This is a genomic window from Pseudomonas sp. IPO3774 (assembly GCF_013386835.1).
Lineage (GTDB): Bacteria > Pseudomonadota > Gammaproteobacteria > Pseudomonadales > Pseudomonadaceae > Aquipseudomonas.
Map to the genome: position 1 here is coordinate 93,456 of NZ_JACAQY010000011.1, position 17,956 is coordinate 111,411.

At 61.4% G+C, this 17,956-nt stretch carries 17 protein-coding genes; 9 read left to right on the forward strand and 8 right to left on the reverse strand.

Annotated elements, in window-relative coordinates; all coding sequences use genetic code 11:
* Positions 1-16 precede the first annotated feature (16 nt).
* The 4 genes from HYE77_RS05700 to HYE77_RS05715 form a co-directional block, all read right to left on the reverse strand.
* Positions 17-1,627, reverse strand: coding sequence for an argininosuccinate lyase (locus tag HYE77_RS05700; protein WP_177068544.1), 1,611 nt, complete (start codon positions 1,625-1,627; stop codon positions 17-19).
* A gap of 20 nt (positions 1,628-1,647) precedes the next feature.
* Positions 1,648-2,895 (reverse strand): OprD family porin, encoded by a 1,248-nt coding sequence (locus tag HYE77_RS05705; protein ID WP_177008597.1) that lies wholly within the window; start codon positions 2,893-2,895, stop codon positions 1,648-1,650.
* 301 nt (positions 2,896-3,196) lie between these two features.
* Positions 3,197-3,673, reverse strand: coding sequence for a copper chaperone PCu(A)C (locus HYE77_RS05710; protein WP_003207356.1), 477 nt, complete (start codon positions 3,671-3,673; stop codon positions 3,197-3,199).
* On the reverse strand, positions 3,673-4,278 hold the full coding sequence (locus HYE77_RS05715) for an SCO family protein (RefSeq protein ID WP_003207358.1): 606 nt from the start codon (positions 4,276-4,278) through the stop codon (positions 3,673-3,675). Before HYE77_RS05715 ends, HYE77_RS05710 begins: the two co-directional genes overlap by 1 nt.
* A 265-nt stretch (positions 4,279-4,543) precedes the next feature.
* On the opposite strand from HYE77_RS05715, the gene HYE77_RS05720 reads away from it, so the two are divergent.
* Entirely contained in the window at positions 4,544-4,927 is a 384-nt protein-coding gene (locus tag HYE77_RS05720) for a DUF2946 domain-containing protein (protein ID WP_003207359.1), read from the forward strand.
* A gap of 62 nt (positions 4,928-4,989) precedes the next feature.
* A complete protein-coding gene (locus HYE77_RS05725) occupies positions 4,990-5,544 on the forward strand; it encodes a putative natural product biosynthesis protein (RefSeq protein ID WP_003207361.1) in 555 nt (184 codons plus the stop codon).
* Here the strand turns inward: HYE77_RS05725 and HYE77_RS05730 are convergent.
* Positions 5,519-6,448: an aromatic alcohol reductase gene (locus HYE77_RS05730; protein ID WP_177068545.1), complete on the reverse strand. Its 930-nt coding sequence runs from the start codon at positions 6,446-6,448 to the stop codon at positions 5,519-5,521. The two genes, HYE77_RS05725 and HYE77_RS05730, sit on opposite strands and share 26 nt — an antisense overlap.
* 90 nt (positions 6,449-6,538) lie before the next feature.
* On the opposite strand from HYE77_RS05730, the gene HYE77_RS05735 reads away from it, so the two are divergent.
* Positions 6,539-6,943: a helix-turn-helix domain-containing protein gene (locus HYE77_RS05735; RefSeq protein ID WP_003207365.1), complete on the forward strand. Its 405-nt coding sequence runs from the start codon at positions 6,539-6,541 to the stop codon at positions 6,941-6,943.
* On the opposite strand, the gene HYE77_RS05740 is transcribed toward HYE77_RS05735, so the two are convergent.
* Entirely contained in the window at positions 6,944-7,870 is a 927-nt protein-coding gene (locus HYE77_RS05740) for a LysR family transcriptional regulator (protein ID WP_003207367.1), read from the reverse strand. It lies immediately after the preceding gene.
* 149 nt (positions 7,871-8,019) lie between these two features.
* On the opposite strand from HYE77_RS05740, the gene HYE77_RS05745 reads away from it, so the two are divergent.
* Positions 8,020-9,042, forward strand: coding sequence for an NAD(P)-dependent alcohol dehydrogenase (locus HYE77_RS05745; RefSeq protein WP_003207368.1), 1,023 nt, complete (start codon positions 8,020-8,022; stop codon positions 9,040-9,042).
* On the forward strand, positions 9,039-10,205 hold the full coding sequence (locus tag HYE77_RS05750) for an MFS transporter (protein ID WP_003207370.1): 1,167 nt from the start codon (positions 9,039-9,041) through the stop codon (positions 10,203-10,205). The genes HYE77_RS05745 and HYE77_RS05750 overlap by 4 nt, the downstream gene beginning before the upstream one ends.
* A 16-nt stretch (positions 10,206-10,221) precedes the next feature.
* Here the strand turns inward: HYE77_RS05750 and HYE77_RS05755 are convergent, their stop codons facing one another.
* Positions 10,222-10,965, reverse strand: coding sequence for an SDR family NAD(P)-dependent oxidoreductase (locus HYE77_RS05755; protein WP_003207372.1), 744 nt, complete (start codon positions 10,963-10,965; stop codon positions 10,222-10,224).
* A 282-nt stretch (positions 10,966-11,247) separates the two neighbouring features.
* Between HYE77_RS05755 and ispC the strand changes: the two genes are divergently transcribed.
* Positions 11,248-12,489 (forward strand): 1-deoxy-D-xylulose-5-phosphate reductoisomerase, encoded by a 1,242-nt coding sequence (ispC, locus tag HYE77_RS05760; RefSeq protein WP_087692420.1) that lies wholly within the window; start codon positions 11,248-11,250, stop codon positions 12,487-12,489.
* Here the strand turns inward: ispC and HYE77_RS05765 are convergent, their stop codons facing one another.
* Positions 12,490-13,437, reverse strand: coding sequence for a LysR family transcriptional regulator (locus tag HYE77_RS05765; RefSeq protein WP_003207376.1), 948 nt, complete (start codon positions 13,435-13,437; stop codon positions 12,490-12,492).
* A gap of 254 nt (positions 13,438-13,691) precedes the next feature.
* Here HYE77_RS05765 and HYE77_RS05770 point away from each other — a divergent pair, with 254 nt between their 5' ends.
* The 3 genes from HYE77_RS05770 (at position 13,692) to HYE77_RS05780 (ending at position 17,956) form a co-directional block, all read left to right on the forward strand.
* Positions 13,692-15,824 carry an FUSC family protein gene (locus tag HYE77_RS05770; protein ID WP_177068557.1) on the forward strand — a complete coding sequence of 711 codons (2,133 nt, stop codon included), beginning with the start codon at positions 13,692-13,694 and terminating at the stop codon, positions 15,822-15,824.
* 73 nt (positions 15,825-15,897) lie between these two features.
* Positions 15,898-16,401 carry a FadR/GntR family transcriptional regulator gene (locus HYE77_RS05775; protein ID WP_003207381.1) on the forward strand — a complete coding sequence of 168 codons (504 nt, stop codon included), beginning with the start codon at positions 15,898-15,900 and terminating at the stop codon, positions 16,399-16,401.
* 238 nt (positions 16,402-16,639) lie between these two features.
* Positions 16,640-17,956 carry an OprD family outer membrane porin gene (locus tag HYE77_RS05780; protein ID WP_177068546.1) on the forward strand — a complete coding sequence of 439 codons (1,317 nt, stop codon included), beginning with the start codon at positions 16,640-16,642 and terminating at the stop codon, positions 17,954-17,956.

Here is a 17,956-nt window from a genome sequence, read left to right on the forward strand (position 1 = left end):
ACATTCAGATCGCATTTCAGCCCTTGGCGTTGAGCAACTTGTCGAAGGCCTTGTCCAGGTTGCCTTCAGCACCTTTCAGCTTCTCACGACGCTCCTTCAACCAACTCTGGTCCGCGTCGAGATTCTTGCGCGCTTCCACCAGCATCCGCTTGACCTCTTCCGGCTGCGGCCCACCCGTACCCTTGCGAGTCTTGACCATCGTGGTCGGCGACAGCGCAGCACGGAAACCGGCCTCATCCAGCGGCAACGTATTCGGCGTCCATTTGTATTTGTCCGCGGCCTGGGTGTACAGCTTCTGCGCGTCCGCATACGCGAAGGTCTTCGGCGTGGTGCCATTGCTGCGCGCCTCGGTGACGATCAACGAGGCGAAGCTGTGGCCAATGCGGAACGGCACCTTGAACTGACGCTCCAGGGTGTCGGCCAACTCCATGGACGTGGTCCATTCCGACTCCAGCTCATCCAGCGCTCGCTGCGGGTTGATCTGCAGCGCATCCAGCACGGCATCCATGCTTTTGAACATGTCATCGGTGGACTGGAACAGTCCCAATGAATCGAACGCAAACTTGTAGTCGGTCATGCCGGTGGTGACGTTATGCGCGCGCAAGGTCACGGTTTGCGCCAGGCCCACCACGTCGGAGGCCGATTCCCGGGTGCGCATCAACAACCCCGGGTTGCGTTTTTGCGGCATCGCACTGCTGGTGTAGGTGGACTCTTCGTCCAGCAGCAACCAGGGGCGGATCTGATGGTACTGGGTATGGATATCGCCAATCATCGCGCCGATGCGGATCGCCGAAGACGCCGCGAGGTTGGCCGCCTCGATCGGGATGTCGTAGGTCGACACCTGGCTCGAATCCAGGGAGTTTTCCCGCACGCCGTCGAACCCCAGCAACTCGGCCAGGCGTTCGCGGTTCAGCGGGTAAGCGGAGTTCGCCAGTACCGCGGTGCCCATCGGGCTCAGGTTGAGGCGGGTGTAGAGTTCACGGATGCGTTGGCCGTCGCGATCAAATGCGGCTTCGAACGCCAGCAGGTAGTGCGCATAGCTGATGGGCATGGCCTGCACGCCGTTGGTGTAGGCGGGCACCAGGGTGTCGATGTTCTTGTCGGCGATGTTCAGGATACGTTGGCGGGTGGCGTTCAGTGCCTCGCTGTAGGCCAGCACCTGGGAGCGCAGTTTGGCCAGGCGGTAGGTGGCGAGCATGTCCTGGCGGCTGCGGCCGGAGTGGATCAGCGACGCTTCCGGACCGATCTTGTCGGTCATGATTTTTTCCAGTTGCAGCACGTCTTCCGGGCGCTTGCCATCGGGCTGGTCGGCCTGGTCGATGGCAAAGCGCACGCCGCCGGCGATTTTGTGGCCCATGTCCGGCTTGACGATGCCTTCTTCGGTGAGCATCACGATCGAGGCTTTGTTGATGCGGTTCAACCAGGCGAACTGGGTTTGGGTCGGGTCGCCCTTGGCCTTGTGGGCGCTTTGCGAGGAGCCCGGCGTGGCGCCGACTTTGGCCGCCTGGGCGGCGCACTCTTCGGTGGTTTTGCAGGGCAACGCGCCGGTGTCGGCGGCGTGGGCGCCGTAACTGCTGAACAGGGCAAAGGCGACGGCCAGGTGGATCAGGCTTTTTCTGCTATTCATGTGCAACGCTCCGGGAAAAATCACAGCAAGGGCAGGGTGTAGCTGACGATAAAGCGGTTCTGGTCGATATCGCTGCCGCTACCATTGCTGCGATACGTGCCATTGCGCCATTTCACTTCAAGGTTCTTCAGGGCACCGCTCTGGAACACGTAGCCGATATCGGTGTTGCGCTCCCACTCGGTGCCTTCCAGGGTTCGGGTACGCACGAAGTTGTCACCCTTGAGGTAGCGGGTCATGAAGGTCAGGCCGGGGATGCCGAGGGCGGCGAAGTCATAGTCGTAGCGGGCCTGCCAGGACTTTTCCTCGGGGTTGGCGAAGTCCGGCGAGATCATCACGTAGTTGACGAGGTAGGAGTCGGTACCGTCCAGGTGGGGGAAGCCGGTGGTGCCTTTCATGCGCTGGTAGGCGGCGCCGAACGAGTGGCCGTGGAGGCTGTAGGTGAACTTGGCACCGAAGGCCTGGTTGTCGATGTTGCTGTTGCCTTCCTTGCTGGAGTCGGCGTAACGCAGGTCGGTCTTGAACGACTGCGCGTCACCCAGTGGCAGGGTATGGACCAGGTTGAAGATGTGTTGCTTGTAGTTGTTCTCGAGGTTGGCGTAGTGGTAGCCGGTGACCAGGGTTTTGGTCCAGGCGTAGCTGGCACTGGCGAAGTCGAATTTATCGCTGGGCACGGCGCCCTTGATGCCTTTGCCGTCGACTTCGATGTCTGCATGGCCGCTGTCGTTACGCAGGGTGTTGCTGGTCAGGCGCCCGGCATCGAAGGTCAGGCCGGCGATGTCCTGGCTGGTCAATTGAGTGCCGCGAAAGGTCTGGGGCAGCAGCCGGCCATCGTTGGGCAGTACGGTCGGCAGCTTGGGGATCAGCGTGCCGAATTTGAGCACGCTTTTGGAGATCCGCGCCTTGGCGGTGGCGCCCATTCGACTGTAGCTGTCCGGTGCGCCATCCTCGCCCACGGGGAGCAGGCCGGTGTTTTGGCGGTCGGGGCTTGAGTCCAGTTTCAAACCCTGCAGGCCGATGGCATCGAGGCCAAAGCCCACCAGGCCTTCGGTGTAACCCGACTGGTAATTGAGGATCAGCCCTTGGGCCCACTCATCGCGTTTGGACTGGCTCGCGTTGGGCTGGCGGTAATCGCTGTTGAAGTAGAAGTTGCGAAATTCGAGGTCGGCCTTGCTGTCTTTGAAAAAGTCAGCTTCGGCAAAGGTTGGGAAGGCGAGGGTCAAACCGAGGGTGGCCGAAGTCAAGCCCAGGGTAATGGGGGATTTGTTCATTGTTATTCCCGTTGTCTGCTGCTTATTTTTAGAATTATCTGGCCGGACGGCGACAGGGAGACGCGTCCGGCTTGCGCAGGCTAACGAGTTGTATTGCAGATTGAAAATATATAGAAAGTGTTGATGCGAGACGAAAAAAGTATGAAGCGGACGCCCGATTTTTCAGGCATTGAAGGGCCAATGTGGGAGCGGGCTTGCTCGCGAAAGCGGTGGATCAGTCAATACATCCGGTGACTGTCACACCGCATTCGCGAGCAAGCCCGCTCCCACACAAGCCCGCTCCCACATTTTGATCTGCGCTTTAGTGCATCTTGCTGTGATCCATGGTTTCCGTCGCATTCAACGCACGGGCTTGGGCCTTCACTTCGATCGACTGCTTTTCACCCTTGGCATTTTCCACGGTGACGGTCAGCGGCACCTGGTCGCCTTCCTTGATCTGGGCGGTGAGGTCGATCAGCATCACGTGATAGCCATCCGGGTCGAGCTTGACGGCCTTGCCGGCGGGCAATGGCACCGAGTCCACCGGGCCCATGCGCATCACGTCGTCCTTCATGGTCATCTCATGGATCTGCACGGTCTTGGCGACCGGCGAAGCCACGCTGAGCAGTTTGCTGTCGCTGTCGGCGGTAACGGTCATGAACGCGCCGCTGGACGGCTGGCCCGGTACCGAGGCGCGTACCCAGGCGTCGGTGACCACTGCCTGTGCACTGGCGTGGGCGGCGAGGCCCAGCAGGGAGAGACCGAGGGCGAAGCGCTTGAGGTGTTGAACGGCAGTCATTAGCAGACCTCCATGACGGTGAGCAGGTCTTCTGCGCACTCTTTGGCGTTAAGCGAGGCAGACAAGCCCAGGCGCAGGGTGCCCCGGGTGTCGAACACAAAGCTGGTGGCGGTGTGGGAGAGGGTGTAGCTGTCGCCGGCGGGGATCTTTTCATAAAAGATCCCGAATTCCTTGGCGGCCACGGCGATTTCTTCCGGGGTGCCGTACAGCGCCTGGAAGCTGGGGTCGAAGGCCTTGACGTAGGCGTCGAGTATCTTGGGCGTGTCGCGTTCCGGATCCAGGGTGATAAACACCACCTGCATGATCTTGCCGTCGCGGCCCATCAGTTTTTTCGCCTGGGCCATGCGCGCCAGGGTGGTCGGGCACACGGCCGGGCACTGGGTGAAGCCGAAGAACACCACCGGCATCAAGCCACGGAAAGAGCTCAAGGTGACGGTCTCGCCGTCGGTGTTCTTGAGCTTGAAGGTACGGCCCATGATCTTGTCGCTCAGATCCTTGCCGTACTTGAAGTTCAGTTTCGGGCTGTTGTCACAGCCGGCCAGCAGGCCCAGGCCCAGCAATCCCATGCCGGAGAGGACTTTGCGGCGGGTGAATAACGTACTCATCAACTGTGCATCCTGTGAAGCGCCTGGGTACCACGAAGCGTTAAATCAGGCGAGGAGAGCGTGGCATTCTAACAACCCGGGCCTCTGGGCGTAATCTGCGACGTTCTGTCACAGGCCCTGCCGAGCAAGACCAAATGTGGGCGCTGTCGAGCTTGAGCGAGGCTGCGAAGGGATCGGCTCGGTATTCCTGCAAGACCGTGGCGCCTGCATCGCAGCCTCGCTAAAGCTCGACAGCTCCTACAGGGGGAATGGTAAAGTCGCCGCCATGAAACTCTCCCGCCCGGACCGTTCACTCATTGCCTGGACCCTGTATTTTTGCGTCCTGTTCAATGTGTTCGTCTGCGGTTTGGGCCATGGGCAGATGATGGGGCTTGAGCTCAATGGCCTGGGCGGTCAGTTCTGCTCAAGCCTGGGTACCAAGGCGCCGGCCTCGGATGCCGGCCTGGGCAATCCGACGGCCAGCAGCTGGTCGAACTTCTTCGCCTGCCCGGTGTGCTCCGCCGTGACCCTGGGCATCGTCTTCCTGTTTTGCCTGGCCTGGCTGTTGGGCCTCGGGCAAAAGCCGCGCCCGGCCCATGAGCGGCGCAACAAGGCCCCTCCACGGTATTCCTGGCCCTCGGCCAACCCTCGCGCTTCCCCTGCATTCTGACGTGTGCCCCGGGCTTCCTGATACCAGGAGGCGTTCTATCGTCACGAGTGTGAGTGCGTTCCATGAGCTCTATCCTGCCTTCCGGCGCTGCCCGTCTGGTCAGCAAGGCGTCGCGCCGTCCGTCCCGCGGCGACGTGTTGCTACCGTCTGTCGAATACCCGAGTAACGCCCGCTGTTTCGTCCACCTGGATGCACGGTTGCTGCCGTACTGGCACACCTTGTTCGACATCTGCCCCGGTTTGCTCAAGCTCGACCCGCCGGAGGGCTTGAACCTGTTTCGCAGCTTCATGACTTGGGCTTACCGCAACCGTCCCTCCCTGGACTGGACCTACCATGTAAACGTGTGCCGTTGGCTGCTCGGTTCGGTGTATCGCACGCAGATCGATGAAGAGCCCATCGAAGCGTTCATGACGGCGGCCGCGGCCCGTTGGGTCAGCGATGACACCAGCCAGGTCCGGGGCGTGGTTGTGGCCTGGCAAGGCGCGCCGCTTCAGGTGGTGGACTGGAAGCCGGGCAGTGGCGTGGCGCTGCAAAGGCTGCCGCCGCTGCCCTGGGATTTCGCCTGGTGCACGTTGGACAGTCAGGGGCAGTTCAGCGGGTGGTTGCCGGTGCCTTGAGGTTCTGCTCAATCCATTGGGCAACGCTGGTCACGGCGATCTGTTGTTGCCCATTGAAGGTAATGGCAGGGTCCCAGGCCACGCCGTTGCCTTGGGCGAAGGCCACCCGGTATTTCATCAGGTTGTCCTCGGGTGCAGCGGCCAGTTCCGCTTCCAGGTAGCGCACCGACCAGCGTTCGCGTTTGAGGGTGAGCCCCAGTTGCGCATCCACGGTATCGGCCAGCTCGCCGTAGGTCAGGGTGTCGCCGGCGGTGTACACCACCTGATTGGTGATCGGCGGCGTGCTGAACAGGATGCGTGCCGTCAGCAGGCCGATGTCCTCAGGCGTGGTGACGGTGACAGCGGTGTCCCAATCTCCCAATGCATGCACGGTATTCTGCGCCAGGTCGACGACGCCGAAGGACGGTTCAAACAGGAAGCTGGTGAACATCCCGGTGGAGACAATCACCCATTGCGTGCCTTGCTGGGCGCGCAGCAAGTCGCGCACGTCAAGCTGTTCATCCCAGAGGTCCTGGGCCGAACCGCGGCCGATCACGTCGTAGTCCACACCGAACTGCCACGGTACATAACGTTTCACGCCGCCTGCGATGACCGCGCGGGTCAGCTTGCGCTGAGTGCCGGGGCCTGCGGCAAAGCCGATGCAACTGATCACGGTGTGATAGTCGGCGAACACCGTTGCCAGCTCGGCCTCGGAGCCATTGGCCAGGTCACCCGCCAGCAGCTCAATGCCCAAGGCGCGCAGTTCGATGATTTCCTGCTGTTTGGCCGGGTCGGGGGAGTTCAGTGTGGCGGGGCGCAGCAACACCGTCACAGACACATTTTGCGGTGCAGCCAGGCGGGACAGTTGGCGCAGTACCGCCAGGCCCAGTTCGCCGGCGCCCAGTACAAGGATCGAAGCAGTCATAGGGGTCTCGGTTCAGGTGAAAGTCATGCCATGCTTGCAGAATTGCCGACCGCGCATAAGAAGGCACACCAGTGATACCGGGAGTAGAAGGTGGATAACGACGAGATCATCAGGCGCTCACAAGCCGCCTGTGAAGCCCTTAGCGCCGATGAAGACGGGCTCAAACGGCAGGTGCTGACCCATGCGGGAAACCGCTGGTCGTTGGGCATCGTGCACCTGTTGGGCGTGAACGGCCGGCTGCGCCACGCCGAGATCGGCCGACGCATGGAGGGCGTCACCCAGCGCATGCTCACGCGGACCTTGCGCCAGCTGGAGCGCGATGGCCTGGTGCTGCGCCATGACTTCCAGGAGGTGCCGCCCAAGGTCGAATACCAGCTATCGGAGTTGGGCAAACAGCTGCTGGTGCACATGATTCCGTTGTGGACGTGGGTGGTGGAAAATGCCGACGGATTCAGGCGATCCCGGGAGCAGTTCGACGCTGATCAGGCGCTGTGATCAAGACGTGGGCCGGCAGTCTGCACGTTTGCTCGCAGGCCCATCCTCGGGAAACAGGTGCGCATGCAGGTAGTCGATAAACACCCGCAGCTTGGGCGTTGGATGGCGGCCCGAAGGCCACATGATCCGGAAGTTCTCTGCTTCCGAACACGCCTCCAGCACCGGCACCAATTGTCCGCTGTCGAGCCATTCACGAATGGCGAAATCCGCCAGGTAGGCGATGCCGATACCTTGCACGGCAAAGCAGATGCGCGCTTCCAGGTTGTTGCAGACCATCGCGGCGGGCAGTGGGAAATCAGCTTCCACCCCGTCCTGGCGCAGGGGCCAGCGCTGCATTTTGCCGGTGTTGGGGTAGCGGAACTTGATGCATGCATGCTGAGCCAGGTCTTCCGGCCGTTGCGGCGTGCCGCGCTCGGCGAGGTAAGCCGGTGATGCTACCAGCAGCATCCGGTAGCCGCCGATCAGGCGCGATGTGAGGCGCGAGTCGGGCGCTTCACCGCTGCGCAGCACGGCGTCGTAACCTTCTTCCACCACGTCCACGCGGCGGTCGGTAAAGCTCAGGTCCAGCTGCACCTCGGGGTAGGCTTTCTTGAATTGCGCGAGCACCTGCAAGAACGGATGGCCCACCAGCGGCAGGCTGACCTTGAGCCGGCCACGAGGCGCCGACACGGTTTGCGAAAGCTCGGCTTCGGCTTCGTCGATCTCCATCAGGATGCGCCGGCTGCGCTCCAAAAACAGCTCGCCCTCGGCAGTCAGCGTGACGCTGCGGGTGCTGCGGTTGAACAGGCGCACACCCAGGCGTTCCTCCAGGCGTACCACGCTCTTGCCGACTGCCGAGGCCGTTACGCCCAGCACGCGCCCGGCGGCGACAAAGCTGCGGGTTTCGGCGACCTGCACAAAAACATTCAGGGTGTTGAGGCTGTCCATCGAGGCTCCGGTTTGGCTGAGGCGAGGCCTGGCTACCTTATCCCGATTGCGGAACAAAAGCTCCGTAGACAGTGGAGCCGGCGCCCCCTTAATCCCGTGAGGACAGGCCCATATCCTTGTGGCATTGCCCATTCACGAGGAATACCAAGATGACCGACACCATGAAACGCTGGGAAACACCTGCATTGGGACTGCACACACTGCGCCTTGCCGACGTGCCACGCCCCATCGCGAAGGCCGGGGAGGTATTGGTGCGCGTCGAGGCCGTCTCGCTCAATTACCGCGACGGTGAAGTGGTCGAAAACAGCATGGGTGCCGACCTCACATTCCCATTCACGCCGGCCTCCGACATGGCGGGCACGGTGGTCGCCGTGGGCGAGGGCGTTACGCGTTTCAAGGTGGGCGACAAGCTGCTGTCGACGTTTTTTGCCGGATGGGTCGATGGCGCTCCGCTGTCCTGGAGTGAAGCGCCGCCTCAGGGTGGCCCGCTCCCCGGCATGCTCGCCGAGTACGTGGCAACACCTGCCGAATGGTGCGTGCATGCGCCCCTCAGCCTCACCGCAGGGCAGGCCAGCACCTTGCCAGTGGCCGCCTTGACGGCGTGGATGGCGCTGTTCGAACTGGGCCACCTGCACGCCGGCCATACCGTGGTGGTGCAGGGCACCGGTGGCGTCTCGTTGTTTGCGGTGCAACTGGCTGCGGCCAATGGTGCCCGCGTTATCATCACCAGTAGCAGCGATGAAAAGATCGCGCGTGCCATAGAGCTGGGTGCCACCCATGGCATCAACCGCAGCCGGGTACCGGAATGGCACACGGCGGTGCAAGCGCTGACCGATGGGCGTGGCGCCGAACATATCCTGGAAATGGCCGGCGGTGACAACCTCACGCGTTCCCTGCACGCGGTAGCCAACGGTGGGCGCATCTCGGTGATCGGCCTGCTGGAGAGTGACCAATTGAATGCTCCGGTCATGGCCTTGCTGGGCAAGCGGGCCTCCATCATCGGCATCTCCGTGGGGCCGCGCCGCGCATTGGAAGATCTGATTGCCATGATCGACCGCCACGGCATCGAGCCGGTAATCGATCACACCTACGGCTTCGAGCAAGTGCCCGAAGCCTTCGCTCATCTCGGGCGCGGTGCCTTTGGCAAGATCGTGATCGAGGTCGGCCGGTGATCTACATCATTCTGGGTCTTTTCGGCCTGTACACCCTGGAGTTTGGTGTGGTCGGCATTTTACCGATGATCGTCGAACGTTTCGGCATCAGCGTGTCTCAGGCCGGGTTATTGATGGGCTTGTTTGCGCTGATCGTGGCGGTGCTGGGGCCTTTCCTGGTGCTGATGGCGTCGCGCCTGGCGCGCAAGAAAATCCTGGTGGGCGCGCTCTTTGGTTTTTCCGTGTGCAGCGTGCTGTCGGCGTTTGCGCCGAACTTCGAAACCTTGATGGCGTTGCGGGTAATTCCGGCGATGCTGCACCCGGTGTTTTTTGCCGCTGCGTTTTCCACCGCGGTGTCCTTGTACCCCAAGGACCGCGCGGCGCATGCCACGGCCCTGGCCGTGGTGGGCACCACCTTGGGCCTGGTGCTTGGGGTGCCGCTGACCACATGGGTGGGCGCGAGTATTTCCTATGAGGCATCGTTCTTCTTCTGCGCTTTGGCAACGGGGTTGGCAGGTGTCGGACTGCTGTTGAAACTGCCCCATCATGAACGCCCGATGCCGCTGAGTTTCGGCAAGCAACTGGCGGTGCTGCGCAGCCTGTCGGTGTGGCTGGCGATCATCGCGACGGTGCTGGTGTTCACCACGATGTTTTCGGTCTACAGCTATGCCGCCGAGTACCTCAGGACCCAGACCGGCATGGATGGCCAGGCCATCAGCATCATGCTGGTGATCTTCGGCGTGGGCGGTGTCACGGGCAACCTGTTGGTGGGCCGGTTATTGGGCAAAAGCATGGTGGCGACGGTGGTGCTGTACCCCATTGTGCTGGCGGCGGCGTACGTGGTCTTGTACGCGTTCGGCAGCCCGTCGTGGTGGTCGATGAGCTTGATTGTGCTGCTGTGGGGCGCTGCGCATACCTGCGGGCTGGTGGTCACGCAAGTCTGGCTGACCTCGTCGGCGCCCGAGGCGCATGAGTTCGCAACCAGCCTGTATGTGTCCTCGGCGAATGCCGGCGTGGTGATCGGGGCGTCCGTGGGCGGGCTGTTTATCAATGCATTCGGCACCACCGGAGTGATCGGCTGCGGCTTGATATTTGCCGCACTGTCATTGCTTGTGATTGGGTGGAAGGCCTTGGCGTTCGGAGGCGCCAAGGCATTGCCCGCAGACCTGTGCGCTGCGCATTAGGCCTGCGGGGCCATGGTCAACGCAGGGTGTAGCCGCCGTCGACCACCCAGTCCTGGCCAAACACACTGCGTGCGCCCTGGCTCAACTGGAACAGGATCACATCGGCAATCGCGCCCGGCTCCAGGAATTGCCCATTGAGCAGGCGCTGATTGACTGTGGTGGCAACGCCGCCCAACGCTTCGTCACTGAGCCCCAAGGTGCTCCAGATCGGCGTGGCGGTGGGGCCGGGCGATACCATGTTCAGACGAATGCCATGGGGCGCCAGCTCCACCGCCAGGGTGCGCATTTGCGCCCGCAAGGCGGCCTTCGAAGCAATATACGCGGCGAGCCCAGGGAAGGTCGCCAGCTCCAGGAATGTACCGATAAATACCACCGACGCCTGGGCGGCCATTTGCTCGCGTAGGCTGCCGAGGGTGTTGAGAGCCGCGGCTCCATTGACGGCCCATTGCCGGTCAAAGGCGGCCAGGTCCAGGCCATCGGCCAGTTGTGCGATCCCGGCATTGGGCACGAGGTAATCCACCGGTCCGATGGACGCCGTCAACTGCGCCAGGCGTGCCTGGTCGGCAGCCTGGGTGACATCCCCCGCCAGCCAGTAGAGCTGCTCGCCAAAACGCTCCGCCAATGCGCCCAATTCGCCAATCTGTCGCGACATGGCGACCACTTGCGCACCTTGTTCAAGCAGCTTGCAGGTGACAGCCAGGCCGATACCTGAACTGGCACCGGTCACTACGGCAAGGCGGTGGTTGAAGTCATTGTTCATGGGGTTCTCTTTATAGATTGCCAAAGGGGCGCGCAGCACTGATCAGGATTCATGCCATATGAAAAGTTCCTATAAATCAGTTGGATATATTTTTTGTAGTCGATATGACACGAGTGTTATGTAGTCCTTATGACGTGCTGTAGTCGTTATGACCAAGGTCCGTTTTCGAGCTGATCGAAGGCTTGGCTTTTTTGCGATAGTTGTTGGCGTTATCGCGATGACGGCGCTGGCACTTTCCTTGGTTAATGGCGGCTGTTTTCTCTACGTCAGGCTCATTACGTCATGTCGCTTATTCCGCGCAAAAAAGTCATTCGCCAGGTGATCGCCACCCGTCAACGCTTGCAAGCCATCAGCGTGCTGGGCGCTACCGGTTCGGTGGGCGTCAACGTATTGGACGTTATCGCGCGTCACCCCGAGCGCTATAAAGTCTTCGCCCTCAGCGGGTTCACCCAACTGGAGCTGTTGAAAAAACAATGCTTGTTGCACCGTCCGGACTACGCCGTGGTGCCCACGCCGCAAGCCGTGGCGACGCTGCAGAAGCAACTGTTGGAGGAGGGCTCTCAGACTCAGGTAGTGGGCGGCGAAAGCGGTCTGAAATTCGTCGCCGGTCACCGGGATGTGGACACGGTGGTGGCCGCTATCGTCGGTGCGGCGGGCTTGAATGCAACGATGGCCGCCGTCGAGGCCGGCAAGAAAATCCTCCTGGCCAACAAAGAGGCACTGGTGATGTCCGGTGCGTTGTTCATGCAGGCGGTGCGCAGCAGTGGGGCGGTGCTGTTACCGCTGGACAGCGAGCACAACGCAATCTTTCAGTGCCTGCCGTCCCATGCTCAACACGGCCTGGCCCACGCGGGCGTGCGGCGCATTCTGTTGACTGGCTCCGGCGGGCCGTTTCGCCAAACGCCGATGGCGCAACTGCACAACGTAACGCCGGACCAAGCCTGCGCTCACCCGAAATGGTCCATGGGCCGCAAGATTTCGGTGGACTCGGCAACCCTGATGAACAAGGGACTCGAACTGATCGAGGCCTGTTGGTTATTCGGCGCCAGGCCGTCCCAGGTCGAGGTAGTGATCCACCCGCAAAGCGTCGTCCATTCGCTGGTGGATTACGTCGACGGCTCAATGCTCGCGCAGTTGGGGAACCCGGACATGCGCACGCCCATCAGCCATGCCCTGGCCTGGCCGCAACGGATTGATTCAGGGGTTGAACCACTGGATTTGTTCAAGGTGGCCCGGCTGGATTTCGAAGTACCGGACGAGAAGCGCTTTCCTTGCCTGGCCCTGGCGCGCGAGGTGGCGGATGTGGGCGGCACGGCACCGGCGTCGCTCAATGCGGCCAATGAAGTCGCGGTGCAGGCCTTTCTGGACGGACGCATCGGCTTCATGCAGATCGCCGAGTGCATCCGGCATGTGCTGGACAAGGAGCCGGTGGTGGCGGTGACGGACCTGTATGGCGTCATGGAGGCCGACGCCAGTGCCCGCCGGTGGGCACTCGGATGGCTGAATCAGCACTATCAGCGATGATCAGCCGTAGCTGACCCGGTCGCGAATCTTCAGCACAGCCTTATGGTCGGCCAGCACTTCCGGGAGTGAACTGCGCAGGTACTCCACCCAGGTTTTGATTTTTGCATCCAGGTAGTGCCGGGAAGGGTAGATGGCGTACAGGCTCAGTTCTTCCAGGCGGTACTCGGGCAGGACTCGCACCAGAGTGCCGCTGCGCAGCCCCTTGATTGCCGCATGCACCGGCAGGATGCCCACGCCCATGTCGTTGCTGATGGCGGTCTTCATGGCGTCGACCGAGTCCACCAGGAACGGCGAGCTGCTGATGGTGACGCTCTCCTGGCCACGGGGGCCGTCGAACGTCCAGTCTTCCAGCGGGATCACCGGGCTGACCAGCCGCAGGCAGGCGTGGCTGAGCAGGTCTTGCGGCGTTTGCGCGGCACCATGGTTTTTTATGTAGGACGGTGAGGCGCAGACGATGCTGTAGGTCGTGCCCAGTTTCTGTGAAACGTGGCTAGAATCGGGCAGGTCAATGGCCAACACAATCGACACGTCGAACCCTTCGTTGACCAGGTTCGGCGTGCGGTTGCTCATGCTCAGGTTGAACGTCACGTCGGGGTAGTTCTTGCGGTAGCGTGCGATGGCGTCCACCACGTAGTGCTGGCCGATGCCTGTCATCGAGTGCACTTTCAACTGGCCGGTAGGGCGTGTGTGGGCGTCGCCGGCTTCCAGCTCCGCTTCCTCGACGGAGCGCAGGATTTGCTCGCAACGCAACAGGTAGCGTTTGCCGGATTCGGTCAGTGCGGTACGGCGTGTGGTGCGGTTGAACAGGCGGGTTCGCAGGTGGGTTTCAAGGTTGGAAATGGAGCGCGAAATATGGGTGGTGTTGCTATTCAACTGCACTGCCGCGCCAGTAAAACTGCCGACTTCGGCAACGCAGCGGAAGATGCGCATGTTCTGCAGGATGTCCATCGATGCTCTCCAGGTGGAACGTTTTTTAGTGTGGCATGAACTCATCCACGGCTGTAAACGCTATTTATTGTGGATTTTTACGTAACAGTCATTCACGTTTCTGATGACTTACCGGGGCGCATGGAAGCCCCTAGAGTCGCCGCCCCATTTCCCGTCAGCCGGAAGGTCGCGTGCCTCGACTCACTGTTCGTCGTTTCAATATCGCCGGTAGAGCGGGCCGCTGGCTGGTGTCGCTGCCCTGGCGCCGGGGCTTCATGGAGTGGGCCCGCAGCGATGGGGTGATGTGGATCTACCTGGGCAAGGTATTGATCGCCTCGTACCTGACCCTGTGGCTGGCGATGCGCCTGGAACTGCCACAACCGAGCACCGCGATCACCACTGTGTTTATCGTGATGCAGCCCCACAGCGGGCACGTCCTCGCCAAGAGTATCTATCGCTTCATCGGCACGTTGGTGGGCTCATCGTTCATGGTGCTGTTGATGGCCCTGTTTGCCCAGAGCACCGAGCTGTTTCTCGCGGGCCTGGCATTGTGGGTGGGGTTGTGTTCCGGTGGTGCCGCGCGCAATCGCAACTTCCGCGCCTATGGATTTGTGCTCGCCGGCTACACGGCGGTGATGGTCGGGCTTCCCGTGGTGGGCCATCCGCAGCAGGTATTCATGGCGGCCGTCCGGCGAGTGCTGGAGATCACCTTGGGGATCGTCTGCGCGACGCTGATCAGCGCCACCGTATTGCCTAAAACCTCCAGCGTGGCGATGCGCAACACGTTGTACCAACGCTTTGGCCGCTTTGCCGGATTTGTGCGGCAGCGCCTGCGTGATACCGGTGACCAGGCGGCCTTCGAGAGCGCCAACCTGGGGTTTATCGCCGAGGCCGTTGGCCTGGAAGTAATGCGCAGCGTCAGCGTGTTCGAAGACCCTTACATGCGCCAGCGCAATGGGCGAATCAACCGCCTCAACAGCGAGTTCATGGCGATCACCACGCGTTTCAACGCGCTGCATCAACTGCTTGAACGGGTTCGCCTGCGCGGTGGCGTGGAGGTGGTCCAGGCCGTCGATCCGGGGTTGATCGCGTTGGCCGAGCTGCTCAAACCCTTCGCCGGGCACCCATTGACGGACCGTGACGCGGCCGTGCTGTCCACCGAACTGAAAGTCTACAAAGCCGGCTTGCCAGACCGGGTCCGGCGCCTGCGTGCGGCGTTGCAACATACCGCTCCCGTAGCCGATGACCTGCTGGACTTTCACACCGCGTATGAACTGCTCTACCGCTTTGTCGACGAGCTGCACAGCTACGCCCAGACGCATGCGTCCCTCGCCGATCACAACCATGTGCGAGAGCAATGGAACGAACCGTTTCAACCTCGGACCAACTGGCTGGCGACCCTTGCGGCCGGGTTGCGCGCCGCGGTGGTGTTACTGGTGCTCAGTACGTTGTGGATTGCCACCAGTTGGCCCAGCGGCGCGGCCATGACCCTGGTGTCGGCGCTGACCGTAGGCCTGTCGGCGTTCTCTGCCAACCCCAGGCGCATGTCGTTTCAAATCGCCTGCGGTACGCTACTGGCAGCGGTGATTGGCATTTTCGAAGTGTTTTTCGTGTACCCGATGATCGACGGTTTTCCGTTGCTGTGCGTGGTCATGGCGCCGGTGATCGTACTGGGTTCGTTCTGGCTGGCGAGGCCGCAATTGGCCGGCTATGGCCTGGGCATGCTGGTGTTTTTCGGCACCAGCTCAGTGCCTGCCAACCTGACGCTGTACAACCCCTACGGGCTGATCAATGACTATCTCGCCATGGTGTTTGGCATGTTGGTGTGCGCCGCGGCGGGGGCGATTATCCTGCCACCCAACAGCCCTTGGCTGTGGCGCCGGCTGGAACAGGATCTGCGCCGCCAGGTGGTGGTTGCCATCAGCGCGCCGTTGCCGGCGCTGGGCTCCGGTTTCGAAAGCGGCACCCGCGACCTGCTCAACCAGGCCTACAACTTTGCGGCGGGCAGGGCATCGGTGCAGCATCGCCTGCTGCGCTGGACGTTCGTGGTACTGGACGTGGGGCACGCGATCATCGAGTTGCGCCGCGAGCAGGCCCGGTTGCCGGCGCAGGCCTGTTACGCCGAGAGCATGCCCTGGCGCCTCGCCATCCGGGCAATGGGTCGCGCACTGGTGCGGTTGTTCGTCAAGCCTGGGCCCGGTTATTTGCAGCGCGCGCTGGAGGCTGTCGAGCACGCCATTGAGTGCGTGCAACAGACCGATGAGCCATTCGCCGGGAACTTTGAGACTTCAGCCCTGAGACGGGTGGAAAGCTACCTGCACTTCATCCGCACCTCGCTGCTCGACCCGCAATCGCCGCTGGTCCACTACAACCAGCCGGGAGAAAAAGTGGCGCAATCGAGCGACTAGTTGGCGGGCCGGAAGGAGTCTGGGTGAGCATCAATCTCCATACTCGAGGGGCATGATCTTTCAGGAGTGGCCCATGTACGCCGGTCTTTGCAATCACGCCTGGGTCGCCTCGATCATCGATGGCATTCGTGAACAACGTAGCGCGATCCGCGACCACCTGGAGGCCCAGTACCTGCTGGAAGTCGAAACCGCCCGACTCGCTGCGCGCCGTCGCACCCTGGAGGATATCCGCCGGTTGTGGCACGCCCTGGCGCGGCGTGGCGAATATAACCTCGGGGATCAACTCGACGATTTCGTCGACCGCGACCAGGCCTTGCACGGTGCGGTGGCCGTGGCTTCCCACAACGTGGTCTTGCAGTCGATGTACCGCGCATTCAGCTCTTCGTTCCACAGCCAGTATCTGGCGATTTTTGCCGACAACGAGTTGTATGAGCCGGGGCTTGAAGCCCATGCGCAAGTCGTCCAGGCGATTATCTTTGGCGATGAAGACGCGGCAGTCGAGGCGGTACGCGCGATGTTCGATCCCATGCTGGAAAAGCTCCGCTGGCTGTCGGAGCGAGACGGCACTGCAGCGTGAGTCGTTGTACTCGCAGTTGACTTAAGACCCTCGTGGAAAGCCCGTTCCAGACGCCTGCGCGTCGTCCTCATTGTTACAAAAACTGGAAAAGTGAATGCCCGTTTTGGCGGCTGTTTTCACAACCGCCAGGCCTATATCGTGCGCGCCTCCCGTCGAATGAAAACACTGCAACACACAATAAAAAACGGCTGCCATCACTGGGTCGACGGGACAGTCGTGTTCACTGTTCGGAGCCTTCATGAACCACAAGACTTACCTGGCCCTGGCCGTTTCTTTCGGCGTTGTACAGCAGGCGGCTGCATCGGGTTTTATCGACGACAGTAAAGCGACCCTGGACCTGCGCAACTTCTATCTCAACCAGGACACGCGCAATGCCAAGGGGGCCTCGGACCGGGAATGGGGCCAGGCCTTCATGTTCAATTATCAGTCCGGTTTCACCGAGGGGGTGGTGGGCCTGGGGTTGGATCTGCAAGAGCTGTACGGCGTACGGCTGGATGCGTCAGGGCGTGCCGGCAAGGTGGGGGAGGACAACACACCCGGTAGCGTCTTCCCGCTGTCTGATGGCAAGGCTGCCAATGATTTCAGCAAGACCGGGGTCACCGGCAAAGTGCGCATCTCCCAGACCCAACTGAAAGTGGGCACGCTGATGCCCCGGGTGCCGGTACTGATGTATGAAGACGGCCGGTTGTTGCCCCAGACTTTTCGTGGCTACCAGGTGGACTCCAAGGACCTGAAAGACTTCAACCTCGTCGCCGGCAAAATCGAGCAGGTGCTTGACCGTAACTCCAGCAACGGCCAGGGCTTGTCCATCGCTGGCGCAAACGATCCGGTCAAGGGCACGTCCAGCAATCAGTTTTACTACGGTGGTGTGGATTACGCCGTAAGCAAGCAGATGCAGTTGCAGTATTACTACGCGAATCTTGAAAACTTTTACCAGCAACACTTCTTCGGCCTGGTGCACAACTGGCAGTTGCCGGTGGGCCAGCTCAAGAGTGACCTGCGCTACTTCCACAGTACCTCGGACGGTAAGAACTCCAGTGCGGCGGGGCGTGCCGAGGGCTACGTCAGCTCGGGTTACTACGGGCCGGGCGTCAACAATGGCAAGGTCGACAATAACCTGTGGAGTGCCTTGTTTACTTATTCGCTGCAAGGCCATTCGGTGAGCCTGGGGTATCAGAAAACCACGGGCGAAAGTGACTTCCCCCATATCAACCAGGGGCAGGGCCGCTCGGTGTATTTGATCACCAACTCCCAGTCGTTGAAGTTCGTCAACGCCGGGGAACAGGCCACGGTGGCCAGCTATGCCTATGATTTTGCGAACCTGGGCGTGGCGGGGCTGAAGACCAGCGTCACCTACATACATGGCAGCCACATCCGCACGGCAGGTCGTGACAATACCGAGTGGGAGCGGGACGTGCGGGTTGACTATGTGATTCCTGCCGGCACCTTCAAGGGGATTGGGTTCATGTGGCGTGGTGCGGTGCTGCGGGGTAATGACAGCGCTGACAAAGACGAAGCCCGGTTGATGGTCAGCTACAGCATTCCCTTGCTGTAG